Here is a 22,705-nt window from a genome sequence, read left to right on the forward strand (position 1 = left end):
GCGGGAACAGGGCAGACATGGCAACAGTGCAGAAGGTCGACAGAGGTGCCCGGACGGTCGCGCGGAAGGTGACGGTGGACGCTCCCGTGGACGAGCTGTTCGCGCAGGTGGCCGATCCGCACCGACACGGTGAACTCGACGGCTCCGGGACCGTGCAGGACAAGGTCACCGGTCCGACGGCGGTGTCGACCGGCGACAAGTTCTCCGTGGCCATGAAGCAGTACGGAGTGCCCTACAAGATCACGAGCCGGGTGACCGAGGTGGTCGCCACCGGTGATCACCGCGTCGTGGAATGGCAGCACCCGATGGGCCATCGGTGGCGCTGGGAATTGGCCTCGACCGGTCCCGAGACCACCGAGGTCACCGAGAGCTTTCGCTACGACACCGCCAAGGCACCGAAGGTGCTCGAACTGCTGAAGATGCCGGCGCAGAACGCGAAGGGAATCGAGCGCACGCTCGAGAAGCTCGCCGCGCGCTACCGCGGCTAGGACCGCGTCGGCACTCCGGTCGGGTGACGGCGTCGGCGATGCGCGATAATCGACGGGCAAATCCCTCGTCGAGCCGTCCCCCGAAAGGACCTCACATGACCGCCCGCACCGAGCTGAGACGCGTCGATCTTCGCGGCAGCTCCCCGTCCACGACCGAACTCCGGTCGGTGCTCCCGCGAGGCGGAGTGGACGTGAACTCGGTGCTGCATCTGGTGACGCCCATCGTCGACACCGTGCGCGAGCGCGGCGCCGAGGCCGCTCTGGACTACGGGCAGCAGTTCGACGGGGTGCGCCCGGCGACCGTGCGTGTGCCCGCCGAGGCGCTCGACCGCGCTCTGGCGGAGCTCGACCCGGACGTGCGCGCCGCCCTCGAGGTGTCCATCGAGCGATCGCGAATCGTGCACGGTGACCAGCGGCGCGGCGACACCGTGACCGAGGTGGTGCCCGGCGGCACGGTCACCGAGAAGTGGGTGCCGGTCGATCGCGTGGGCCTCTATGTGCCCGGCGGCAACGCGGTGTACCCGTCCTCGGTGGTGATGAACGTCGTGCCCGCGCAGGTGGCGGGGGTGACGTCCCTCGTGGTGGCCTCGCCGCCGCAGGCCGAGTTCGGCGGTCTGCCGCACCCGACCATCCTCGCCGCCGCAGCGCTGCTGGGAGTCGAGGAGGTGTGGGCCGTCGGCGGCGCCCAGTCCGTCGCGCTGCTGACCCACGGCGGTCAGGACACGGACGGCGCGGAGCTGGCGCCCGTGGACATGATCACCGGTCCCGGCAACATCTACGTCACTGCCGCCAAGCGCCTGTGCCGCGGCGTCGTGGGCATCGACTCCGAGGCCGGACCCACCGAGATCGCGATCCTCGCCGACGAGACCGCCGACCCCGTCCACGTCGCCGCCGACCTGATCTCGCAGGCCGAGCACGACGTCCTCGCGGCCAGTGTTCTCGTCACCACGTCCCCCGAGCTCGCCGACGCCGTCGACGCGGCGGTCGCGGAGCAGATCGGACGGACCAAGCACGTCGACCGGGTGCGAACCGCGCTCGGCGGTGACCAGTCCGGCATCGTCCTCGTCGACACGATCGACGACGGCATCCGGACCGTCGACGCGTACGCCGCCGAGCACCTCGAGATCCAGACGCGCGACGCCTCGAACGTCGCCGCCCGGGTACGCAGCGCCGGCGCGATCTTCGTCGGACCCTGGGCGCCGGTCAGCCTCGGCGACTACTGCGCGGGGAGCAACCACGTGCTCCCGACGGCGGGCTGCGCCCGGCACTCGTCGGGACTGTCCGTCCAGACCTTCCTGCGCGGCATCCACATCGTCGACTACTCGCGCGACGCCCTCGCGGACGTCGCGCAGCACGTCGTCGCCCTGGCGAATGCGGAGGACCTGCCCGCCCACGGCGACGCCGTGCGGGTGCGATTCGAGGCGCTGTGACCGGCTCCGTCGGCGTGCCCGACGCGATCCCCGGACGCCGCGCCGAGCTGGCCGACCTGCCGCTGCGCGAGTCGCTCCGCGGCAAGTCGCCGTACGGCGCTCCGCAACTGGACGTGCCCGTCCGCCTGAACACCAACGAGAATCCGCACGCGCCGACGGCGGCGTTGATCGACGACGTTGCCACGTCGGTCCGTGACGCCGCGGCCGAGTTGCACCGGTATCCGGACCGTGACGCCGTCGCGTTGCGCACCGACCTGGCGTCGTACGTCGCGCGACGCACCGGCGTGCCGGTGACCGCCGACAACCTGTGGGCGGCCAACGGATCCAACGAGATTCTGCAGCAGGTCCTGCAGGCCTTCGGCGGGCCGGGTCGCCGCGCGCTCGGCTTCGTGCCGTCGTACTCGATGCACCCGATCATCTCGGCCGGGACGCAGACCGAGTTCCTCGACGTCCATCGCCGCGACGACTTCTCGCTGGACGTCGACGCGGCAGTGGCCGCGCTCGACCGGCTCGCGCCCGACGTCGTGTTCGTCACCAGCCCGAACAACCCGACCGGTCACGCGCTCTCGACCGAGGACGTGCGCCGGCTCGCCGAGGCGACCACCGGCATCCTCGTGGTCGACGAGGCGTACGCGGAGTTCTCCGACGCGCCGAGTGCGGTGACGCTGATCGACGAGTTCCCGACGCGGTTGATCGTCAGTCGCACCATGAGCAAGGCGTTCGCGTTCGCCGGCGGCCGCCTCGGCTACCTGGTGGCGGCGCCCGCCGTCGTGGACGCGCTGCTGCTGGTGCGTCTGCCGTACCACCTGTCGGTGCTGACGCAGGTCGCCGCGCGGGCCGCGCTGCGGCACGCGGACGAGACCCTCGCCTCGGTGGCGGCCCTGTCCGCCGAGCGCGATCGGGTGTCCGCCGAGCTCGCCCGGCTCGGCTTCCACGTGATTCCGTCGAGCGCGAACTTCGTGCTCTACGGCCGCTTCGACGATGCCGCCGCCGTGTGGTCGACGTACCTCGACCACGGCGTGCTGATCCGCGACGTCGGCATCGACGGCCACCTGCGCGTCACCATCGGCCTGGAGTCGGAGAACGATCGCTTCCTCGAGGTGAGCGCGCAGCTCGCGTCGTCCCTGTTCCCGGGCCGTGCGCCCACCACTTCCACGTCCTCGACGCAGAACGGACACCCGTGACCAGCACCGTGAGCCCCCCGCGCATCGCCCGCATCGAGCGCACCACCAAGGAGTCGTCGATCTCCGTCGAGCTGAACCTCGACGGCGCCGGCGCCGTGGACGTCTCCACCGGGGTGCCGTTCTTCGACCACATGTTGACGGCGCTGGGCACCCACGCGTCGTTCGATCTGACCGTGCGCGCGCAGGGCGACATCGAGATCGAGGCGCACCACACGGTCGAGGACACCGCCATCGTGCTGGGACAGGCGCTGGGCGAGGCGTTGGGGGACAAGAAGGGAATCCGCCGCTTCGGCGATGCGTTCGTCCCCATGGACGAGACGTTGGCCCACGCCGCGGTGGACGTGTCGGGACGCCCCTATTGCGTGCACACCGGCGAGCCGGATCACCTGCTGCACGCCGTGATCGGCGGCTACCCCGGGACGCCCTACGCGACGGTGATCAACCGTCACGTCTTCGAGTCCATCGCGCTCAACGCCCGGATCGCCCTGCACGTGCGGGTTCTCTGCGGCCGCGACCAGCACCACGTCACCGAGGCGGAGTTCAAGGCCGTCGCGCGGGCGCTGCGTCAGGCCGTCGAGCCCGACCCGCGCGTGACGGGCGTGCCGTCCACGAAAGGAACCCTGTGACCTCGTCCCCGTCGGTCGCCCTGCTCGACTACGGCTCGGGCAACCTGCACTCGGCGCAGCGGGCCCTCGCGCGCGTGGGTGCCGACGTCACCGTCACCGACGACCATCGGGTGGCCCTTGCGGCGGACGGTCTGGTGGTGCCCGGGGTGGGAGCGTTCGCCGCGTGCATGGACGGACTGCTCTCCGTGCGCGGTGACGAGCTGATCGACAAGCGGCTCGCCGGCGGCCGACCGGTGCTCGGCATCTGTGTCGGCATGCAGATTCTGTTCGATCGCGGCGTGGAGTTCGACGAGCCGGTCACGGGCTGCGGCCAGTGGCCGGGCACGGTCGAGCGGCTGCAGGCCGAGGTGCTGCCGCACATGGGGTGGAACACCGTGCGGCCCGGGGAGGGCAGCGTTCTGTTCGCCGGCATGGACCCGGACACCCGTTTCTATTTCGTGCACACCTACGGCGTGCAGACGTGGGAGATGCTGCCCAGCGACAGCCTCGCCGCTCCGGTCCTCACGTGGGCCGATCACGGCGGCGACTTCCTCGCCGCGGTGGAGAACGGCCCGTTGTCCGCAACCCAGTTCCACCCGGAGAAGTCCGGTGACGCGGGCGCCACCCTGCTCGAGAACTGGGTGCGTACCCTCGCGTAATCTTTCCGCACGTGAGCCTGGTACTTCTTCCCGCCGTCGATGTCGCCGACGGACAAGCCGTTCGTCTCGTCCAGGGGGAGGCCGGCAGCGAAACCGCGTACGGCTCACCCCGTGACGCCGCACTCGCGTGGCAGAACGACGGTGCGGACTGGGTCCATCTGGTCGACCTCGACGCCGCCTTCGGGCGAGGCTCGAACCGGGAGCTGCTCGCCGAGGTGGTGGGGGAGCTCGACGTGAAGGTGGAGCTGTCGGGCGGGATTCGTGACGACGAGTCGCTGCGCGCGGCACTCGCCACCGGCTGCGCCCGGGTCAACCTCGGTACCGCCGCCCTGGAGGATCCCGAGTGGTGCCGTCGGGCGATCGGCGAGTACGGCGACCGCGTCGCCGTCGGGCTCGACGTCCGCATCGTCGACGGGGAACACCGGCTGCGCGGACGCGGCTGGGTCAGCGACGGTGGGGATCTTTGGGAGGTGCTCGAGCGCCTCGATCGCGACGGCTGCTCGCGCTACGTCGTCACCGACGTGACCCGCGACGGCACGCTCACCGGCCCCAATCTCGAGCTGCTCGAGCAGGTCTGCGCCGCCACCGACGCGCCCGTCATCGCGTCCGGCGGAGTGTCCACCATCGACGACCTGCGCGCCATCGCGACCCTGACGGACCGCGGCGTCGAGGGGTCGATCGTCGGCAAGGCGCTCTACGCCGGGAAGTTCACGCTGCCCGACGCGCTCGCCGCGGTGTCCGGGGGCGCGTCCGCGTGACGTCGCTGGACCTCGACCGGTTGGCGGCCGAGGCGCGGTTGCTGCTCGACGGTGTCCACGACCGCTTCCTGGCCGGGGTCGGCGCGCCCAGTGCCGTCGCCAAGGGGCCGGACGACTTCGCCACCGCCGTGGACCTCGAGCTGGAACGCCGCCTGACGGCCGAGCTCGAGGATCGCACCTCGATCCCCGTGCACGGTGAGGAGTTCGGCGGCCCCGATCTGGAGTCCGGTGCCGTGTGGGTGCTCGATCCGATCGACGGCACCTTCAACTATTCCTACGGATTACCCACGGCCGGAACGCTTCTCGCTCTGCTCGTCGACGGTCGGCCCGTGGTGGGCCTGACCTGGCTGCCGCTGTCCGGCCATCGTTTCTGGGCGGTCGACGGCGGGTCGGTCCACCGCGGCGACGAGGCGCTGCCCGCGCTGCAGCCGACCACTCTGGGGTCCTCCATGGTGGGATTCGGCGCCTTCAACGCCGACAGTCGCGGGCGCCTGCCCGGCGCGTACCGGCTGCAGATCCTCACCGAGCTCAGCCGGGTGTCCTCGCGCATCCGCATGCACGGCTCGACCGGTCTCGACCTCGCCTTCACCGCCGCGGGAACACTCGGAGCCTCCCTGGTGTTCGGTCACCACGCCTGGGACAACGCCGCCGGCGCGATGCTCGTCCGCGCCGCCGGCGGTGTCGTCACCGACCTCGCCGGCGAGGAGTGGACCATCGCCTCGCGATCGGTCCTCGCCGCCGCCCCCGGTGTCCACGACGAGGTGCTCGACCTCGTGCGGGGTGTCGGCGACCCCGACGATCATCGTTCGAAAGGATCCCGCCCGTGAGCCTCGCCGTGCGCGTCATTCCGTGCCTCGACGTCGACGCCGGTCGTGTGGTCAAGGGCGTCAACTTCGCCGACCTCCGCGACGCCGGCGATCCGGTGGAGTTGGCCGCGAAGTACGACGCCGAGGGTGCCGACGAGTTGACGTTCCTCGACGTCACGGCGTCGTCGGGCGGGCGGGCCACCATGCTCGACGTGGTGACTCGGACCGCCGAGCAGGTCTTCATCCCGTTGACGGTCGGCGGCGGTGTCCGCAGCGTGCAGGACGTCGACGCCCTGCTGCGCGCCGGTGCGGACAAGGTGTCGGTCAACACGGCGGCGATCGCACGCCCGGAGTTGTTGCGCGAGCTGAGTTCTCGCTTCGGTTCGCAGTGCATCGTGCTGTCGGTCGACGCGCGGACGGTGCCGGAGGGCGAGGCGCCGACCCCGTCCGGGTGGGAGGTCACCACCCACGGCGGGCGGCGGGGGACCGGCATCGACGCCGTCGAGTGGGCGCAGCGGGGTGCCGAGCTCGGGGTCGGCGAGATCCTGCTCAACTCCATGGACGCGGACGGCACCAAGGCCGGTTTCGACCTGGCGATGATCCGCGCCGTGCGCGCGGCAGTGTCGGTGCCGGTGATCGCCAGCGGCGGCGCCGGAGCCGTGGAACACTTCGCGCCCGCCGTGCAGGCCGGGGCCGACGCGGTCCTGGCCGCCAGCGTCTTCCACTTCGGGGAGATGACCGTCGGCGACGTCAAGACCGCGATGCGCGGCGAGGGGGTGCCGGTTCGATGAGTACCCCCACTCTGGACCCGGCGATCGCCGCGAAGCTCAGGCGCACCGGGGACGGCTTGGTCTGCGCCGTCGCTCAGGAGCGCGGCACCGGCGACGTGCTCATGGTGGCGTGGATGGACGACACCGCGCTGGCCATGACCCTGGCCACCCGCAAGGGCACCTACTGGTCACGCTCGCGCGGGGCGTACTGGGTGAAGGGCGAGACCTCGGGCCACACGCAGTACGTGCACGAGGTGCGACTCGACTGCGACGGCGACACCGTGCTGCTCACGGTCGATCAGGAGGGCGGGGCCTGCCACACCGGCGACCACACCTGCTTCGACGCGGACGTGTTGCTGTCCGACGACCGATAGACCCCCGCCGTCGCGCTCAGCGACGGCCGCGCGCGATCCCGGCGTCGAGAGTGTCCAACAACGTGGTGCCGAGCTCGGTCAGGGTGCGCACCTGCTCGTCGTCGAGTCCGTCGAAGACCAGGGACTGCACGGTGTCGACGTGCCCCGGCGCCGTGTCGACCACCTTCGCGTAGCCGGCGTCGGTCAGCACGGCCTGCGACCCCCGGACACCCGGCGTCGACTCCCGTCGCGCCCAGCCCGCCTTCTCGAGTTTCGTCATCACGTGCGACAACCGGGAGAGCGAGGCGTTGGCGAAGTCCGCGAGCACCCGCAGTTGCAGTCGGCGATCGGGCGCCTCCGAGAGGGTGGACAGCACGAAGTAGTCGAAGTGCGTCAGTCCCGAGTCCCGTTGCAGCTGGGTGTCGAGCGCGGCCGGCAAACGGGTGGTGAACGCCACCAGGACCCGCCACGCCGTCTGCTGTTCGGCGGTCAGCCACCGCTTCTCTGCCATGCCGGTCAGTCTCGCACCGGCGCGAACGCCCGGGTGCCGTGGCACCCGGAACGCCGCCACCCGGGACAATGACCGCATGTCCGTCACGACCGACCCCGTCGATGCCGCCACCACCTCGCGCGAGGTCTTCCGGCGCTTGGCCGCCGAGCACCGCGTCGTCCCCGTCACGCGAAAGGTGCTCGCCGACTCGGAGACTCCGCTGTCGGCCTACCGCAAGCTCGGGGCGGACCGACCGGGGACGTTTCTCCTCGAGTCCGCCGAGAACGGGCGGTCCTGGTCGCGGTGGTCCTTCATCGGCGCGGGCAGCCCGTCGGCGCTGACGGTGCGCGACGGCGAGGCGGTCTGGATGGGCGAGGTGCCCTCGGGTGCGCCGTCCGGTGGGCATCCCCTCGACGCGCTCGGGGCGACGCTGGAACTGCTGCGCAGCGAACGTCTCGCCGATCTACCGCCGCTGACCGGGGGCATGGTCGGCTACCTCGGGTACGACGCCGTGCGGTACATCGAACGGCTCCCCGAGACCACCGAGGACGATCTGCAGATCCCCGAGATGGTGATGCTGCTGGCCACCGACCTCGCGGCCGTGGATCACCACGAAGGGGCGATCACGCTCATCGCGAACGCGGTGAACTGGAACGGCACCGACGAGCGAGTCGACGAGGCGTACGACGACGCCGTCGCCCGGCTCGACCGGATGACCGCGGCGCTGTCGGCTCCCGCGGAGTCGACGGTGGCCGGGTTCTCCCGCCCCACTCCCGTCTACCGCCGCCAGCGCACGTCCGAGGGATTCGGCGCCGACGTCGAACGCCTGGTGTCGGAGATCGAGGCGGGCGAGGCATTCCAGGTTGTGCTCTCGCAGCGCTTCGAGATGGACACCGAGGCTGCGCCGATCGACGTCTATCGCATGCTGCGCGCGTCGAACCCGAGCCCGTACATGTATCTGATGCACGTACCGGCGCCCGACGGGTCCACCGCGTTCTCCATCGTCGGGTCCAGCCCGGAATCGTTGGTCACCGTCGCTGACGGGGTGGCGACGACGCACCCGATCGCGGGAACCCGGTGGCGCGGGGCGAGCGAGGAGGACGACCTCCTGCTCGAGAAGGATCTCCTCGCGGACGAGAAGGAGAACTCCGAGCACCTCATGCTGGTCGATCTCGGCCGCAACGATCTCGGCCGCGTCTGCGAGCCCGGCACCGTGAAGGTCACCGACTACCGGCACGTCGAGCGGTACAGCCACGTCATGCACCTGGTCTCCACGGTCACCGGCCGGTTGGACGACGGGCGTCATGCGCTCGACGCCGTCCGCGCGTGCTTCCCGGCCGGCACGCTGTCCGGTGCACCGAAGGTGCGCGCGATGGAGCTGATCGACGAGCTCGAGCCGACCCGTCGCGGTGTCTACGGCGGCATCGTCGGTTACCTCGATTTCGCCGGCGACGCCGACACGGCGATCTGCATCCGTTCGGCGCTGATGAAGGACGGCACGGCGTTCGTCCAGGCGGGCGCCGGCGTGGTGGCCGATTCGGTGGCGGAGTACGAGGACACCGAGGCACGCAACAAGGCCATGGCCGTCCTGGGCGCCGTCGCGGCCGCGGAGACGGTGCGTCGATACGGGGACGACCGATGAGCACGTCGGCACGCCGGCCGCTCGCGGTGGCGGTCCTGCTGCTCGCGCTCGGTGCGGCCGCGTTGTGGGCGTCCTCGCGCGCCACGTGGGTGCGAGTGGTCAGCTCGGACGGCCTGGGCGAACCCCGCGTGGACTCGCTGCTGGGCGCGACCTGGGCCGCCGCGACGACGCCGTTGGCGCTGGTGCTGATCGCCGCGATCGCCGCGACCTTCGCGGTACGGGGACGGTGGACGCTGGTGGTGGCCGCCGTGGTGGTGCTCGTCGCCGTCGCGGCCGCCGTTCCGGCGGTGACCCTGCTCGTGACGACGGTCGACCTCGGCCGAGCGGCGGCGCTCGCGGAACTGCCGGACCGTGCCGAGGTGCTCTCGGCGGACGCGTCCCGGTGGCCCGCCGCGCTGGCCGCGCTGGGCTCGGTGCTGGCGCTCGTCGGTGCGGTGACGATCGCGCGGGCGGCCGGATCGACGCGCGGACTGTCCTCGCGGTACGACGCGCCGGCGGTGCGCCGGGAACGGGCCGGCAACGCGACCGCGGCAGGGGAGCGCTCCGGGAGCCCGGGGGACACGGGAGACGTCTCCGAGCGCGCGCTCTGGGACGCGCTCGACGCCGGTCGGGACCCGACCGCGCCGGACGCGACCGGGCCCGACCACACCTGACGAGAGACGATCCGGACCACCCGGACACCCAGTGGCCGTGGCCGTTCCGGGGGCCTCTAGGCTCTGTGCGTGGATGAGCCACACCTCACATCCACGCACCTGGCGAAAGGACGCGGGGGACACGATGACCGTTCTCGACTCGATCCTCGACGGCGTTCGCGCCGACGCGGCGGCCCGTGAGGCAGTCGTCGATTTCGCCAGCGTGAAGAAGGCTGCCGCCGCCGCGCGGCCGCCGTTGGACGCCGCCGCCGCCCTGGCCGAGGACGGCATCGCCGTCATCGCCGAGGTCAAGCGCGCCAGCCCGTCCAAGGGTGCGCTCGCCGACATTCCGGACCCGGCGGTGCTCGCCGGGGCGTACGAGGAGGGCGGCGCTCGGGTCATCAGCGTGCTTACCGAGGAACGGCGGTTCCGTGGCTCGCTCGCCGATCTCGACGCGGTCCGTCGCGCCGTGGACATCCCCGTGCTGCGCAAGGACTTCATCGTCGGCCCGTACCAGATCCACGAGGCGCGGGCGCACGGCGCGGACATGATTCTGCTGATCGTCGCGGCGCTCGAACAGGACGCGTTGGTCTCGCTGCTCGATCGCACCGAGTCGCTCGGGATGACGCCGCTCGTCGAGGTGCACACGGAGGAGGAGGCGGACCGGGCACTCGAGGCCGGCGCCACCGTCATCGGAGTCAACGCCCGCAATCTCAAGACGCTCGAGGTCGATCAGGACACGTTCGCGCGCATCGCGCCGGGGCTGCCGTCCAACATCGTCCGCGTCGCCGAGTCCGGGGTGAAGGGGACCGCGGACCTCCTGGCGTACGCGGGCGCGGGTGCCGACGCCGTGCTCGTCGGCGAGGGCCTGGTCACCAGCGGGGATCCCCGGACCGCGGTGCGTGACCTGGTGGCCGCGGGGACGCATCCGTCCTGCCCCAAGCCTCGCCGCTGACCTCACCCGACTCGTCGGGTGGGCGCGCCATCGGGCAGACTCGTGGAGTGATTATCTCTGCGCCCGGGCGGAACCCGCTCCCCGTGTCCAGCGACGGGTTGACCGATCGCACGACTCACGATCCGGACCTCGGCGGCCACTTCGGCAAGTACGGCGGCCGGTACGTCCCCGAGGCTCTGATGGGTGTGATCGACGAGGTCACCACCGAGTACACGAAGGCTCGCGCGGACCGTGACTTCCTCGCCGAACTGGACCGCCTGCAGCGGGACTACACCGGCCGTCCGTCCCCGATCTTCGAGGCCCGCGGCCTCGCCGCGCACGCCGGGGGCGCCCGGATCCTGCTCAAGCGGGAGGACCTGAACCACACCGGGTCGCACAAGATCAACAACGTGCTGGGCCAGGTCCTGCTGGCCAAGCGCATGGGCAAGACGCGTGTCATCGCCGAGACCGGCGCCGGGCAGCACGGCGTCGCCACGGCCACCGCGTGCGCACTGCTCGGTCTCGAGTGCGTCGTCTACATGGGCGAGGTCGACACCGAGCGGCAGGCCCTCAACGTCGCCCGCATGAAGCTGCTCGGGTCGGACGTCGTCGCGGTCACCAGCGGCTCCCGCACTCTGAAGGACGCGATCAACGAGGCGCTGCGCGATTGGGTCACCAACGCCGACGGCACCTACTACTGCTTCGGCACCGTCGCCGGCCCGCACCCGTTCCCGATGATGGTCCGCGATTTCCAGCGCATCATCGGCCTCGAGGCGCGCGCGCAGGTGCTGAACACCCTCGGTCGGTTGCCCGACGCCGTCGCCGCCTGTGTCGGCGGAGGGTCCAATGCGATCGGCATCTTCCACGCCTTCATCGACGATCCGGGTGTTCGACTGGTGGGCCTGGAGGCGGCCGGCGACGGAGTCGAGACCGGCCGACACGCCGCGACGATCGGTGCCGGTTCGCCCGGTGCACTGCACGGCGCGTTCTCCTACCTCCTGCAGGACGAGGACGGCCAGACGGTCGAGTCCCACTCGATCTCCGCCGGACTGGACTACCCGGGCGTCGGTCCCGAGCATTCGTACCTCAACGACATCGGTCGCGCCGAGTACCGTCCGGTCACCGACGCCGAGGCCATGGACGCCTTCCGTCTGCTCAGTCGCACCGAGGGCATCATCCCGGCCATCGAATCCGCGCACGCGGTCGCGGGCGCGCTGGTCCTCGGACGCGAGCTCGGCGAGGGTGCGGTGATCCTGGTCAACCTGTCCGGTCGTGGCGACAAGGACGTCGACACCGCCGCCACCTACTTCGGCATCCTGGACGAGAAGGGCAACATCCGGTGAGCGAGACTCCCACTCCCATTCCGGTGCACGCGGGTCCGGCTCGGCTGGATCGCGTCTTCGAGGCCACGCGTGGGGAGGGCCGGGCGGCGTTGGTCGGCTATCTGCCCGCCGGGTTCCCGACGGTGGCCGGGTCCGTGGACGCGGTCCGCGCGCTCGTCGAGTCCGGGTGCGACATCGTCGAGGTCGGGGTGCCCTACTCCGACCCGGTGATGGACGGCCCCACCATCGCCGCCGCGGCGGGCACCGCCTTGGCCAACGGTGCGCGCGTGCGCGACGTCTTCACCGTCGTCGAGGCCGTCGCGGAGGCCGGGGGCGCCGCCGTCGTCATGACCTACTGGAACCCGGTCATGAAGTACGGCGTCGACCGCTTCGCCGCCGATCTCGCGTCGGCCGGTGGCCTCGGCATGATCACGCCCGATCTCATTCCCGACGAGGCGGGGGACTGGCTGCAGGCGTCCGACGACCATCACCTAGACCGCATTTTCCTCGTCGCGCCGTCGTCCACCGAGGAGCGCCTCTCGCGGACCGTGCAGTCGTCGTCCGGCTTCGTGTACGCCGCGTCGACCATGGGTGTGACCGGTGCCCGCGACGCCGTCTCGTCGGCTGCGCCGGAGCTCGCCGCTCGCATTCGCGTGCACTCCGACATCCCGATCGGCATCGGTCTCGGCGTGCGGTCCGGTGAGCAGGCCGCGGAGATCGCCGCCTACGCGGACGCCGTGATCGTGGGATCCGCTCTGGTCTCGGCCGTGGACGAGGGGTCGGGAGCCGTGGCGTCGCTGACCGAGGAACTCGCCCGCGGCGTGCGCTTGGCAGCGGAGTCCGGTCGATGACCGCGGCGTCGTTCCCCGTCGCGGGCGCTCCACTCGGGACCACCTCGCTGCTCGCGTACATTCCCAGTCCGCCCCAGGGCGTCTGGTACGTCGGGCCGTTGGCGCTGCGCGCCTACGCCCTGTTCATCATCATCGGCATCGTCGTCGCCATCGTGTGGGGCGATCGCCGGTGGGTCGCCCGCGGGGGCGACAAGGGCACGGTGCTCGACGTCGCCGTCTGGGCGGTGCCCTTCGGCCTGATCGGCGGCCGGCTCTACCACGTGATCACCGACGCGCCGACGTACTTCGGCGAGGGTGGCAACCCGGTCGACGCCCTCAAGATCTGGCAGGGCGGCCTCGGTATCTGGGGTGCGGTGTTGCTGGGCGGCGTCGGTGCGTGGATCGCCTGCCGTCGTCGCGGCATCCCGCTGCCCGCCTTCGGTGACGCCGTCGCACCGCCGATCCTGCTGGCCCAGGCCATCGGCCGCATCGGCAACTACTTCAACCAGGAGCTCTACGGCCGGGAGACCACCCTGCCGTGGGGCCTCGAGATCTACCAGCGGGTCGACGCGAACGGTCGCGTGGATTCCCTCGCCGGGGTCTCGACCGGTCTGGTCGAGCGGGTCGTCCACCCGACGTTCCTCTACGAGCTGCTGTGGAACGTCGTCGTGGTGATCCTGCTGGTGATCGTGGACCGCCGGTTCCGCCTCGGCCACGGGCGCGTGTTCGCCCTCTACGTCGCGGGGTACTGCGCGGGCCGGTTCGTCATCGAGTTGATGCGCACCGACTACGCCACGCTGATCGGCGGCATCCGGGTGAACTCCTTCACGTCGGGCATCGTGTTCCTGCTCGCCGCCGCGTACGTGGTGCTCGCGCGCAAGGGGCGCGAGGACCCGGCGACGCTGGCGACGACGGACCGCACCCCGGTCGAGCCCGAGGACAAGGACACGGACGGGGACCGGACCGGGTCCGACGACACCGTGACCGCCGGAGCGGCGCCCGAGTCGTCGGGCGAGCAGAAGGCGAGCCCGCACAAGTCCGGTCAGCAGGAATCGAGCACACAGGAGCCGTCGTGAGCGAGCCCTACGACCGCTATCGGCCGGACGAGACACAGGACACCCAGCACTACCGTCCGAACCTGCAGAAGGGGGCCGACGGCTCCGCGTCCGAAGCCCCGGCGGGGTCGGGATCGTGGGGCGACACGAGCGGCGATTCGGGGACGTACCCGTCCTACCCGCCGCTGCCCGAGTACGGCGTCTCCCAGCAGGAATCTCCTCAGCAGGAATCCCGTCAGCAGGGGTTTCCGCAGTACGGGACCCAGCAGTACGGACAGCCCAACCCGTACGCCTCGAACCAGTACGCCTCGAACCCCTACGCTCCGCCACCGTTCGGCGGGTGGGTCGACCCGTCGGCCCCGTACGGCCGTCACCAGCAGACCGGTGAGCCGTACGGCGAGAAGTCGAAGGTGGTGGCGGGCCTGCTGCAGCTCGTGCCCCTGGTGTTCGCGCTGCCGCTCGGTATCGGACGGTTCTACATGGGGACCAACGCCGTCGCGATCGCGCAGCTGTCGGTGTTCGTGGTCGGCGTTCTGCTGTGCCTGACGATCATCGGCATCGTGTTCGGTCTTCCGCTGCTCGTCATCGGGTGGTTGTGGTGCTTGGTCGACGGCATCGTCGTCCTGGCGGGGACGCCGCGTGACGGCGCCGGGCGGCTGTTGCGGCCCTGATCGCCGGCGATTGCCCCAACCGCACACGGCGGGCGGATGAACTACTGGTCGGTAGCCTCTTTGTCAAGACATATCCGCCGTGCGGCGATGGAGAACCGGGTCCCGGTACGGCTAGGCTGAGGCGTGTGAGCCGACGGACGAAGATCGTATGCACCCTGGGACCAGCCACCGCGAGCGACGAGAAGATCAAGGATCTCGTCGAGAGCGGAATGGACGTGGCTCGTCTGAACTTCAGCCACGGTGAGCACGCCGACCACGAGGCGAACTACCAGCGCGTGCGCGCGGCGTCCAACGCCACCGGCAAGGCCGTCGGCATTCTCGCCGACCTGCAGGGTCCCAAGATCCGCCTGGGACGATTCGCCGAGGGGCGCACCACGTGGGCCAACGGCGAGCAGGTGCGCATCACGGTCGAGGAGTGCGAGGGTTCGCACGATCGCGTGTCGACCACCTACAAGGAATTGGCGCAGGACGCGCAGCCCGGTGACCGCCTGCTGGTCGACGACGGCAAGGTCGGGCTCGTCGTGACCGGCGTCGAAGGCAACGACGTGGTCTGCCGCGTGGTCGAGGGCGGTCCCGTCAGCAACAACAAGGGCGTGTCCCTGCCCGGCATGAACGTGTCGGTGCCGGCGCTGTCGGAGAAGGACATCGCCGACCTCGAGTTCGCCCTCGAGCTCGGTGTCGACTTCATCGCGCTGTCCTTCGTGCGGTCGCCCGCGGACATCGAGTTGGTCCACGAGGTCATGGATCGCGTCGGTCGCCGGGTGCCGGTGATCGCGAAGCTCGAGAAGCCGGAGGCCGTCGACAACCTCGAGGCCATCGTGCTCGCCTTCGACGCCGTCATGGTCGCCCGCGGTGACCTCGGCGTGGAGTTGCCGCTCGAGCAGGTGCCGCTGGTGCAGAAGCGCGCCATCCAGATCGCGCGCGCCAACGCGAAGCCGGTCATCGTCGCCACCCAGATGCTCGAGTCGATGATCGAGAATTCCCGGCCCACGCGTGCCGAGGCCTCGGACGTCGCCAACGCCGTGCTCGACGGCACCGACGCCGTGATGCTGTCCGGCGAGACGTCGGTGGGCAAGTTCGTCATGGAGACGGTGCGGACCATGGCGCGCATCGTCGAGACCGTCGAGATGGAGGGCGACGCGGTTCCGCAGTTGTCCCACATTCCGCGCACCAAGCGCGGTGTCATCTCCTACGCGGCGCGCGACATCGGCGAGCGCCTCGACGCCCGGGCGCTGGTGGCGTTCACGCAGTCCGGCGACACGGTCCGCCGCATGGCGCGCCTGCACTCGCGACTGCCGCTGCTGGCGTTCACCTCGATCCCGGAGGTGCGGAGTCAGTTGGCTCTGACGTGGGGCACCGAGACCTTCCTGGTGCCGTTCGTCGAGACCACCGACGGGATGGTCGTCGAGGTCGACAAGGCCCTGCTCCAACTCGATCGGTACAACCGCGGTGACCAGGTGGTCATCGTCGCCGGGGCGCCCCCCGGCACGGTAGGCTCCACCAACTTGATCCACGTGCATCGAATCGGAGAAGAGGACCGCTGAGTGGTCGACCGGGGGGAGCCGGCAGGCGGTGGGGACCGCACTGCCGTGCAGGAACGTTCGCGTGATCTGAGCGTTCTGCTCGACATTCTGGACCTGAGGCAGACCGGCGAGGACACGTTCGTCGGCCGCCATCCTGCGGAGGTGGGCAGTCGGACGTTCGGCGGTCAGCTGATCGGGCAGGCGTTGGTCGCCGCCGGTCGCACCGTCGACGGCCGGCGGCCCGTCCATGCGATCAACGCGCACTTCATCCGCGGCGGAGATGTCAAGCGCGACATCGAGTATCGCGTGGATCGCCACCGGGACGGTCGCGCGTTCGCCAACCGGCAGGTGACGGCCCTGCAGGGGGACGAGGAGTTGTTCGTCATGCTGGCCGCGTTCCAGGATTCGCGCGGCGGCCTCGAGCACAGCGTGAGCGTTCCGGAGGTCGCCTACCCGGAGGAGTTGCCGCCGCTGGGCAATCATTTCGACGGGTACGAGGACCGGCTGCAGATGTTCGTCGAGGCGCTCAAGCCCATCGACATGCGGTATGCCAACGATCCGGCCTGGATCATGAAGGGCACGGGCGAACGCCTGAACCACAACCGAGTCTGGATGAAGGCCGACGGGCCGCTCCCGGAGGACCCGACGCTGCACGTCGCGACGCTCGGGTACGCGTCCGACACCACCGTGCTGGACTCCATCATCACCACGCACGGGTTGTCGTGGGGTTTCGACCGCATCGTCGCCGCGACGGTCAACCATTCCATCTGGTTCCACCGCCCGTTCCGCTTCGACGACTGGCTGCTGTACGCCACGGAATCCCCCGTCGCGGCGGGATCCCGTGGCCTCGCCACCGGTCGGTTCTTCTCGCGCAACGGCGATCTGGTCGCGACGGTGGTTCAGGAAGGGCTCATCCGCCACCTCCCGTCGCGCTGACCCGCTCGTCCCCCGAATCGACGACCACGAAGACCTCGCCGAACGCGTCCGACCCGAACTCGGTCAGGACGCCGGCGATGAACTTGGTGCCGGGCGCGCACTTACCGCTGAGAATGCGCGACACGGTGGCGGGATCGACCCCGATACGGGCGGCGAGTTCGCCGTCCGTGGTGATGTCCGCGTAGCGACGCAGACGTTCCAGACCTGCTCTGTCCAGCTTGACGACAGCCATCGACAATCCCCCCGAGTCATCGATCGTGCCGCAGGTGTTGCGGACACGACAGGGAAGGTACACACGCAATGGCAGCCGGGCAATCCGCGACACTCCGAGAGGAGTTGCGTCCGTGTCAGTAGTGTTCGCGCCATGGTGGAGACGTCCGGGGGTGGGGAGACGTGGTGGGAGTACCTGAACCGCGTCACCGACAAGGCATCACAGGTGGAGATCGCGCGGGCCGCAGGGGTGGATCCGGCATCGGTCTCGCGCTGGAAACTGGGAAAGAACACGCCGAGCGCGGACCGCGTGATCGCGGTGGCGCGGCACTTCGGTCGCAATCCGGTCGAAGCGCTCGTCGTGGCCGGGTATCTCGAGGCCGGTGAGGTCGACGCGACGATCGAGTTGGCGGCCAGCGCGTCCGCGCTGAGCGACGACGAACTGCTCACGGCCATCGGCCGTCGTCTCGCGCGCGCCGCGGCGAGCGGTCACGAGGCCCCGCGGGACGATGCGCTCCGGGACGACGATGCGCTCCGGGACGACGATGCGCCGCCGCCCGTGAGCGAACTGCACGCCGCACGTCGCGCGGGGAGCTGACGGGATCACGCTGTCGGACCGTCCCGGCACACTCGCGTCGTGCAGCCCTACGACCCGTGGCGCGAGATCGCCGACGACCCGACAGTGCAGGTCGTGACCAGACATGCGCTGGCGGCGGGGTTGGACGGCGCGCTGGTCGGCCGGCGAATCTGGCTCCATCGTGGGCTGGGGCAGGCCGGCCGCCGCGCCACGCTCGCGCACGAGCTGGTTCATCTGGAGCGAGGACGTCCCGTCGGTGATGCTCGCGGTCGGCGCCGTGAGGAACGCGTGGTCGAGCAGATCGCGGCGCGGCGGTTGGTGTCGCTCGACGCGCTGGTCGACGCCGTCCGGTGGTGCGGCACCGAATCCCTGGCGGAACTCGCCGAGCACCTCTGGGTGGACGTGACCGCCGTGCGAGCACGATTGACCGCCCTGACGGAGCTCGAACGGCGGGTCGTCGAGGCGGCGATCGAGGCGAACGCCGAGAACGAAAGTGACGCACCATGATCGTGACCGGGGCCTTCCTGGCCGACTACGCCCGCCGGGCGGACGACAAGCTCGACGTCCTCGGCGCGGTCTGGGACTGGTGCGTGTTGCCGGATCTGACGCACAGCCTGAAGGCGTATCTGGTGGTGCTCCTGCAGCGCGGGCCCGACGACGTCGGGGTGCCGGGACAGATGCGCGTGTCGGTGTCGGACACCGTGAGCGACGAGCCGGTGCACACTGCCGTGCTGCCGGTCTCCGGGACTCTCGACGGCGAGCAGCAGGCCGTGGCGTTCCCGATTGCGTTGCGCTGCCGGACAACAGGGCGGCACGTGATTCGGATCGCGATGCGTGACGGCGACCCGGGATTCACGTTCTCACTGGACGTGCGGACGCTGCGATGACGATGGATTGTGGTGCCCACGATCAGACTTGAATTAGGCCGTGGCGGGACGGATGCGGACACCCACGTTGGCGATTCTTCACGCCTGGTTGGCACGAGAACCACAAAATCCGCCGATACGCTCCACGTACCGCCTTGGCTGGGCGACCATGTGTACGTGAATCCAGACATCCACCTCCGAATCCGCCTCGACGGTGTCGAGGTAGGGGTACTAGAGGGCAGAGGAGGCGGTGGGTCCTTTCACGGAGAGGTCGCACTCGCCAGTGGACTGGACCAGTTTCCAGGCAGTCAAGGCGGTCGGTCTCGCGCTATCGACGTTTCGTACCCGCCCGGCTCGGACCCGTTCACCGTGATAAGCCTTGTACTGGACCAGTGGCGTGCGCAAGCATCGCACTACCGAGGGTGGCCACTCTGAAGGCTCGGTGATGCCGGTCAGCCCGACCTCGTTGGGCCGCTGTGCGGTGAGGTGGGCTTTGACGACGTTGTCGTGCGCCGGCAGGGCTGCTCGTGCTGAGACCTCGATTCTGCATTCGCGACGAGGCGCTGGCTGAAGCTTGAACATCAGCAGGGGTGACGCGGGCAGCGTTGATGAGGCGTGCGTCGTCTCATCGTGTTGCGTGACGGGGTCCTGCTCCCGATGTATGAGGCCTGGGCAGTTGTCCGAAAACCCAGCAGGTTGCTGTGACGGGCACTCCGTCAGCAGCGAGGTCCAGGGCCAGCGCGAACCCCTGTATTGGTTGACGTCCCGGGCCTGGGTGTCAGCCGCAACTACGTTGTCCATTCCTCAGGTCCGAGCGGTGCCGCATTGAGCTGATCTCGTCGGCTACGCCAATCCGGTAAATGTCGATCCATCAGGCTCGTGAATCGCTCGCCGTGGTTGCGCTCGAAGTAGTGCACCATCTCGTGAACGATGATGTATTCCAGGCAGTCCGGGTGTTTCTTGGCGAGTTCGACGTTGAACCAGATGTGCCGCGTCTCGCGGTTACAGGAGCCCCACTTGGTCTTCATGCGACGGATCGTCCACTTGGGCACGGTTACGTCGAGTACCTGTTCCCACCTACTGACGAGACCAGGAACTGCCTGGCGGAGCTGGTCGCGGTACCACTGGTCGAGAAGGGTGCGCCGCTTCTCAGCAGTAGTCTCGGAGGGCACGTAGAGCACCAGCCGGTCGCCGTCCGTCTCGAGGTGCGCCCGACCTGGCCTCTCGACGACCTTGAGTCGACGACGAACACCCCAAACGTAGTGCGACTCGCCGGTCACCATCTCGCGCTCGGACTGGCGCTCGGCCGCACGCAGCTTGTCGCGCTGCCGCTTGATCCACGGCAGACGTTGGATCACGGCCAGGCGCACCTGATCGTTGTCGAGTCGGTTGGGTGCGGCCACGCGCACGCGACCTAGCGGCGGATAGACGCCGATGTGGAGATTCTTGATGTCCTTGTAGATGACGTCGATGTCGATGCCTCGAATGGTGAGGTTGGCATTAGCGGTACTCATCGCGCGCCTTCACCAGTTCGAACAGTTCGTCGAGTCGGTCGAAGCCGTCGGGAAGCGTGCGGCTGATCGCCCGCTTGACGACCTTCTCCTTCATCGTGTTGCCCACCCAGTCGTGCGGCTTGCTCGTCAGGATCGCAGTATCGACCTGGATCGGCGTTGCCGGATTGGGCCAGCCGAAGTCGATCAGGGCGCGTCGTGCGCCGTTGTCCGCCCAGTCGGGATACTTCGTGTCCGACTCCTTGGCGCCAAGCTGCTTCGCGGCGTCGAGCAGCTTGGCCAGGTATTCCTGGTAGTCGATAGCTTGCAGGCGGCGCTGTTCGATGATGGCGTCGAGTAGTTCGCTCATCTTGTCGTAGTACTTCGGGTTCAGCGCGTGCTCGTCGATGATCACCTTGCGCATGTTGTTGGTGATCGTCTCGGCGACTGCTTCGGGGTCCTTTCTGATTCCGGTAGGCAGTTTGTCGATTGCCCCGGCACCGAGCTTGACGATCAGGTCAATCAGACCCGTGTCTTCGAAGTTGGAGACTACTTCGGAGGCGCCGGCCTGGATGTAGGTGTCGAGCAGGAACCGCATGCCGGCCTCGTGCTGCTTGAAGTCGACGTTCTCACCCGCACCGAGCTTCACTTCGGCGCGTACGTCGACGTAGTGCGCGATCTTCTTCTTGATTGCCTCAGCCTCGGTCACGCTGTAGCCAGCGTCGGCCATGTCGTTGGCGACGTTGGCGTAGGCGCGGGTGACAGCCGCGACGGCCTTGTACAGCTCGACGCGCTTCGGCTCGTTGGCCTTGAGTTGCTCTGCGTTGCCCTGTTCCGCTGCGCAGAAATACTGCTGGTACTGCAGCGTGTTCTTTGGCGGCGCTACAGGTTCGACAAGGGCAGCGATGAGTTCGAGAGCGTCATCGAGGTTCTCGCGGGCCTTCTCGATGCGGTCGGACAGCAGTCCCTCGATATCCTTCTTCTCGTAGCCGTCCAGTGCACCGGAGGTGTAGTCGTCGACTGCATTTTCGATGGAGTTGAACAGGTCTTGGTAATCGACGATGTAGCCGTAGTCCTTGTCGTCGCCGTCGAGGCGGTTGACGCGGCAGATGGCCTGGAACAGACCGTGATCGCGCATCTTCTTGTCGATGTACAGGTACGTAGCCGAAGGCGCGTCGAAACCGGTGAGAAGCTTGTCGACCACGATCAGCAGCCGCATCTGGCCGGGGTTCTCGATGAACTGGCGCTTGACGGCTTGCTCGAACTCCTCGACCTTGTTCACGGCGGCGTCTTCGGGTTCGTCGAAGTAGTCGGCCAGCATCTTGCGGTAGATGTCGTACTGGCGGATTTTCTCGGTCTTGCCCGCGCCGGAGTCTTCCTTTGCGATGTCGCTGGCATTCGGGGTGTAGCTGGTGACGATGGCGCACTTGCCCTTGAAGCCAGCCGCGACGAACATCTCGTAGAACTTGCAAGCCTGGTAGATGCTCGAGCCGACTAGAATGGCATTGCCGCGCCCGTCCATCAGGCGGGGCTTGGTCTCCATGTCGAGCAGGATGTCGTTGACGATCTGTTTGGCGCGCGGCTCGCTGGAGACGACTTTCTGCATAGTGCCCCAACGCTTCTTGAGCTCGGCCTTGCTGAGGTCGGTCATGCCCTTGGTTTTGACCTCGAACCACTTGTCGACTTGCGCCGGGCTGGTCAGCTCCTGGTCTATGCTGCGGGCTTCGTACTGCAGGTCCAGGACCACGCCGTCAGCCACGGCTTCATCGAACTTGTAGGTGTGGATGAACGAGCCGAAGGTTTCGATGCTGGTGGCTTTGTCGGCCTTCAGCAGCGGGGTGCCGGTGAAGCCGATGAACATGGCCTCGGGCAGCAGCGCCTTCATGGCGGTGTGCATCTTGCCGGACTGGGTGCGGTGGGCTTCGTCGACGAAGACGAAGATGTTGCCCTTGGCCTCGAAGTCCTTCGGGATGGTGGCATGCAGCTCTTCGATGAACTCGGCGGTCGTCTCATCGTCCCCGTGGTCGCTGTCGGCGGCGCGGAACTTGTGGACGAGTGAGCAGATCAGCCACTGCTCGCTGGCGTTGAGTGAGCTGATGAGATCGGCACCGCTCTTGGTGCGGTAGATCTGCTCGTTGACGCCGTTGAAGACCTTCTCGATCTGGTCGTCGAGTTCGGTGCGGTCGGTGATGAGCAGCACCCGGGCGTCGGGTTGGTTCTCACGAATCCACTTGGCGAGCCACACCATTGTCAGCGACTTGCCTGAGCCTTGGGTGTGCCAGATGATGCCGCCTTCGCGCTTGGCGATGCGGTCTTGGGCGGCTTTGACGCCGAAGTACTGGTTGTGGCGTGGGCCCTTCTTAACACCCGAGTCGAAGAGGAGCTTGACCCGGTTCTCCGGACACCTGATCTGTAGCGTTGCTGCTGCAGGAGAGGAGTCCGAGCCATGCCCGCTGCACATCCAGAGGAGTTCC

General features: G+C 69.0%; 25 protein-coding genes. 21 read left to right on the forward strand and 4 right to left on the reverse strand.

Annotated elements, in window-relative coordinates:
* The first annotated feature begins 17 nt into the window (after positions 1–17).
* From BMZ18_RS04035 to hisI, 9 genes are all read left to right on the forward strand, one after another.
* Positions 18–488, forward strand: a complete 471-nt coding sequence (locus BMZ18_RS04035) for an SRPBCC family protein (RefSeq protein ID WP_068365924.1) — start codon at positions 18–20, stop codon at positions 486–488.
* A 95-nt stretch (positions 489–583) separates the two neighbouring features.
* Positions 584–1,918 carry a histidinol dehydrogenase gene (gene hisD, locus BMZ18_RS04040; protein ID WP_068365925.1) on the forward strand — a complete coding sequence of 445 codons (1,335 nt, stop codon included), beginning with the start codon at positions 584–586 and terminating at the stop codon, positions 1,916–1,918.
* Positions 1,915–3,102 (forward strand): histidinol-phosphate transaminase, encoded by a 1,188-nt coding sequence (locus BMZ18_RS04045; protein WP_244516400.1) that lies wholly within the window; start codon positions 1,915–1,917, stop codon positions 3,100–3,102. The genes hisD and BMZ18_RS04045 overlap by 4 nt, the downstream gene beginning before the upstream one ends.
* Positions 3,099–3,728 carry an imidazoleglycerol-phosphate dehydratase HisB gene (hisB, locus tag BMZ18_RS04050; RefSeq protein ID WP_170851439.1) on the forward strand — a complete coding sequence of 210 codons (630 nt, stop codon included), beginning with the start codon at positions 3,099–3,101 and terminating at the stop codon, positions 3,726–3,728. The genes BMZ18_RS04045 and hisB overlap by 4 nt, the downstream gene beginning before the upstream one ends.
* Positions 3,725–4,366: an imidazole glycerol phosphate synthase subunit HisH gene (gene hisH / locus BMZ18_RS04055; protein ID WP_068365926.1), complete on the forward strand. Its 642-nt coding sequence runs from the start codon at positions 3,725–3,727 to the stop codon at positions 4,364–4,366. The genes hisB and hisH overlap by 4 nt, the downstream gene beginning before the upstream one ends.
* Positions 4,367–4,377: 11 nt before the next feature.
* Entirely contained in the window at positions 4,378–5,124 is a 747-nt protein-coding gene (gene priA, locus BMZ18_RS04060) for a bifunctional 1-(5-phosphoribosyl)-5-((5-phosphoribosylamino)methylideneamino)imidazole-4-carboxamide isomerase/phosphoribosylanthranilate isomerase PriA (RefSeq protein WP_068365927.1), read from the forward strand.
* Entirely contained in the window at positions 5,121–5,951 is an 831-nt protein-coding gene (locus BMZ18_RS04065) for an inositol monophosphatase family protein (RefSeq protein WP_068365928.1), read from the forward strand. The genes priA and BMZ18_RS04065 overlap by 4 nt, the downstream gene beginning before the upstream one ends.
* The gene (gene hisF / locus BMZ18_RS04070; protein WP_068101733.1) at positions 5,948–6,721 is read left to right on the forward strand and encodes an imidazole glycerol phosphate synthase subunit HisF; all 774 of its coding nucleotides are present in this window, start codon (positions 5,948–5,950) and stop codon (positions 6,719–6,721) included. The genes BMZ18_RS04065 and hisF overlap by 4 nt, the downstream gene beginning before the upstream one ends.
* The gene (gene hisI, locus BMZ18_RS04075) at positions 6,718–7,074 is read left to right on the forward strand and encodes a phosphoribosyl-AMP cyclohydrolase (RefSeq protein ID WP_068365929.1); all 357 of its coding nucleotides are present in this window, start codon (positions 6,718–6,720) and stop codon (positions 7,072–7,074) included. Before hisF ends, hisI begins: the two co-directional genes overlap by 4 nt.
* Before the next feature lie 16 nt (positions 7,075–7,090).
* Here hisI and BMZ18_RS04080 read toward each other — a convergent pair whose 3' ends face one another.
* A complete protein-coding gene (locus tag BMZ18_RS04080) occupies positions 7,091–7,564 on the reverse strand; it encodes a MarR family winged helix-turn-helix transcriptional regulator (protein WP_068365946.1) in 474 nt (157 codons plus the stop codon).
* A gap of 76 nt (positions 7,565–7,640) precedes the next feature.
* On the opposite strand from BMZ18_RS04080, the gene BMZ18_RS04085 reads away from it, so the two are divergent.
* The 9 genes from BMZ18_RS04085 (at position 7,641) to BMZ18_RS04125 (ending at position 17,088) form a co-directional block, all read left to right on the forward strand.
* Positions 7,641–9,185, forward strand: a complete 1,545-nt coding sequence (locus BMZ18_RS04085) for an anthranilate synthase component I (protein ID WP_068365930.1) — start codon at positions 7,641–7,643, stop codon at positions 9,183–9,185.
* A complete protein-coding gene (locus BMZ18_RS04090) occupies positions 9,182–9,838 on the forward strand; it encodes a TIGR02234 family membrane protein (RefSeq protein WP_068365931.1) in 657 nt (218 codons plus the stop codon). Before BMZ18_RS04085 ends, BMZ18_RS04090 begins: the two co-directional genes overlap by 4 nt.
* A gap of 124 nt (positions 9,839–9,962) precedes the next feature.
* A complete protein-coding gene (gene trpC / locus BMZ18_RS04095) occupies positions 9,963–10,772 on the forward strand; it encodes an indole-3-glycerol phosphate synthase TrpC (protein WP_068101721.1) in 810 nt (269 codons plus the stop codon).
* Positions 10,773–10,825: 53 nt separating this feature from the next.
* On the forward strand, positions 10,826–12,094 hold the full coding sequence (trpB, locus tag BMZ18_RS04100; RefSeq protein ID WP_512700186.1) for a tryptophan synthase subunit beta: 1,269 nt from the start codon (positions 10,826–10,828) through the stop codon (positions 12,092–12,094).
* Positions 12,095–12,138: 44 nt separating this feature from the next.
* Complete coding sequence (trpA, locus tag BMZ18_RS04105; protein WP_170851446.1) at positions 12,139–12,924, forward strand: tryptophan synthase subunit alpha; 786 nt, start codon at positions 12,139–12,141, stop codon at positions 12,922–12,924.
* On the forward strand, positions 12,921–13,979 hold the full coding sequence (lgt, locus tag BMZ18_RS04110; protein WP_068365933.1) for a prolipoprotein diacylglyceryl transferase: 1,059 nt from the start codon (positions 12,921–12,923) through the stop codon (positions 13,977–13,979). The genes trpA and lgt overlap by 4 nt, the downstream gene beginning before the upstream one ends.
* Entirely contained in the window at positions 13,976–14,629 is a 654-nt protein-coding gene (locus BMZ18_RS04115; protein ID WP_068365934.1) for a TM2 domain-containing protein, read from the forward strand. The genes lgt and BMZ18_RS04115 overlap by 4 nt, the downstream gene beginning before the upstream one ends.
* 125 nt (positions 14,630–14,754) lie before the next feature.
* Positions 14,755–16,173, forward strand: coding sequence for a pyruvate kinase (pyk, locus tag BMZ18_RS04120; protein WP_068365935.1), 1,419 nt, complete (start codon positions 14,755–14,757; stop codon positions 16,171–16,173).
* A 45-nt stretch (positions 16,174–16,218) separates the two neighbouring features.
* The gene (locus BMZ18_RS04125) at positions 16,219–17,088 is read left to right on the forward strand and encodes an acyl-CoA thioesterase (RefSeq protein WP_068365948.1); all 870 of its coding nucleotides are present in this window, start codon (positions 16,219–16,221) and stop codon (positions 17,086–17,088) included.
* On the opposite strand, the gene BMZ18_RS04130 is transcribed toward BMZ18_RS04125, so the two are convergent.
* Complete coding sequence (locus BMZ18_RS04130) at positions 17,063–17,320, reverse strand: helix-turn-helix domain-containing protein (protein ID WP_068365936.1); 258 nt, start codon at positions 17,318–17,320, stop codon at positions 17,063–17,065. The genes BMZ18_RS04125 and BMZ18_RS04130 overlap by 26 nt on opposite strands.
* Before the next feature lie 132 nt (positions 17,321–17,452).
* Here BMZ18_RS04130 and BMZ18_RS04135 point away from each other — a divergent pair, with 132 nt between their 5' ends.
* The 3 genes from BMZ18_RS04135 to BMZ18_RS04145 are packed head-to-tail and all read left to right on the forward strand — an operon-like array spanning position 17,453 to position 18,762.
* On the forward strand, positions 17,453–17,896 hold the full coding sequence (locus BMZ18_RS04135) for a helix-turn-helix domain-containing protein (RefSeq protein WP_068101703.1): 444 nt from the start codon (positions 17,453–17,455) through the stop codon (positions 17,894–17,896).
* Between the two features lie 39 nt (positions 17,897–17,935).
* Positions 17,936–18,382 carry an ImmA/IrrE family metallo-endopeptidase gene (locus BMZ18_RS04140; RefSeq protein ID WP_244516401.1) on the forward strand — a complete coding sequence of 149 codons (447 nt, stop codon included), beginning with the start codon at positions 17,936–17,938 and terminating at the stop codon, positions 18,380–18,382.
* Positions 18,379–18,762, forward strand: a complete 384-nt coding sequence (locus tag BMZ18_RS04145; protein WP_068365937.1) for a hypothetical protein — start codon at positions 18,379–18,381, stop codon at positions 18,760–18,762. The genes BMZ18_RS04140 and BMZ18_RS04145 overlap by 4 nt, the downstream gene beginning before the upstream one ends.
* Positions 18,763–19,529: 767 nt before the next feature.
* Here the strand turns inward: BMZ18_RS04145 and BMZ18_RS04150 are convergent.
* Together BMZ18_RS04150 and BMZ18_RS04155 are read right to left on the reverse strand one after the other, a co-directional pair.
* Positions 19,530–20,255 carry a M48 family metallopeptidase gene (locus BMZ18_RS04150; protein ID WP_068365938.1) on the reverse strand — a complete coding sequence of 242 codons (726 nt, stop codon included), beginning with the start codon at positions 20,253–20,255 and terminating at the stop codon, positions 19,530–19,532.
* Positions 20,242–22,705 (reverse strand): type I restriction endonuclease subunit R (locus BMZ18_RS04155; protein WP_083400152.1); only part of this gene is annotated, 2,464 nt, incomplete at its 5' end. The genes BMZ18_RS04150 and BMZ18_RS04155, both read right to left, overlap by 14 nt.

It is taken from the genome of Rhodococcoides kroppenstedtii (assembly GCF_900111805.1).
Taxonomy (GTDB): Bacteria; Actinomycetota; Actinomycetes; order Mycobacteriales; family Mycobacteriaceae; genus Rhodococcoides; species Rhodococcoides kroppenstedtii.

What these genes read in the sequence shown, in the direction of transcription:
- BMZ18_RS04035 (WP_068365924.1), top strand. Translation starts at nt 18, where the DNA reads ATGGCAACAGTGCAGAAGGTCGACAGAGGTGCCCGGACGGTCGCGCGG.
- hisD (WP_068365925.1), top strand. Translation starts at nt 584, where the DNA reads ATGACCGCCCGCACCGAGCTGAGACGCGTCGATCTTCGCGGCAGCTCC.
- hisI (WP_068365929.1), top strand. Translation starts at nt 6,718, where the DNA reads ATGAGTACCCCCACTCTGGACCCGGCGATCGCCGCGAAGCTCAGGCGC.
- BMZ18_RS04080 (WP_068365946.1), bottom strand. Translation starts at nt 7,564, where the DNA reads ATGGCAGAGAAGCGGTGGCTGACCGCCGAACAGCAGACGGCGTGGCGG.
- BMZ18_RS04085 (WP_068365930.1), top strand. Translation starts at nt 7,641, where the DNA reads ATGTCCGTCACGACCGACCCCGTCGATGCCGCCACCACCTCGCGCGAG.
- BMZ18_RS04090 (WP_068365931.1), top strand. Translation starts at nt 9,182, where the DNA reads ATGAGCACGTCGGCACGCCGGCCGCTCGCGGTGGCGGTCCTGCTGCTC.
- trpC (WP_068101721.1), top strand. Translation starts at nt 9,963, where the DNA reads ATGACCGTTCTCGACTCGATCCTCGACGGCGTTCGCGCCGACGCGGCG.
- lgt (WP_068365933.1), top strand. Translation starts at nt 12,921, where the DNA reads ATGACCGCGGCGTCGTTCCCCGTCGCGGGCGCTCCACTCGGGACCACC.
- BMZ18_RS04130 (WP_068365936.1), bottom strand. Translation starts at nt 17,320, where the DNA reads ATGGCTGTCGTCAAGCTGGACAGAGCAGGTCTGGAACGTCTGCGTCGC.
- BMZ18_RS04135 (WP_068101703.1), top strand. Translation starts at nt 17,453, where the DNA reads ATGGTGGAGACGTCCGGGGGTGGGGAGACGTGGTGGGAGTACCTGAAC.
- BMZ18_RS04145 (WP_068365937.1), top strand. Translation starts at nt 18,379, where the DNA reads ATGATCGTGACCGGGGCCTTCCTGGCCGACTACGCCCGCCGGGCGGAC.
- BMZ18_RS04150 (WP_068365938.1), bottom strand. Translation starts at nt 20,255, where the DNA reads ATGAGTACCGCTAATGCCAACCTCACCATTCGAGGCATCGACATCGAC.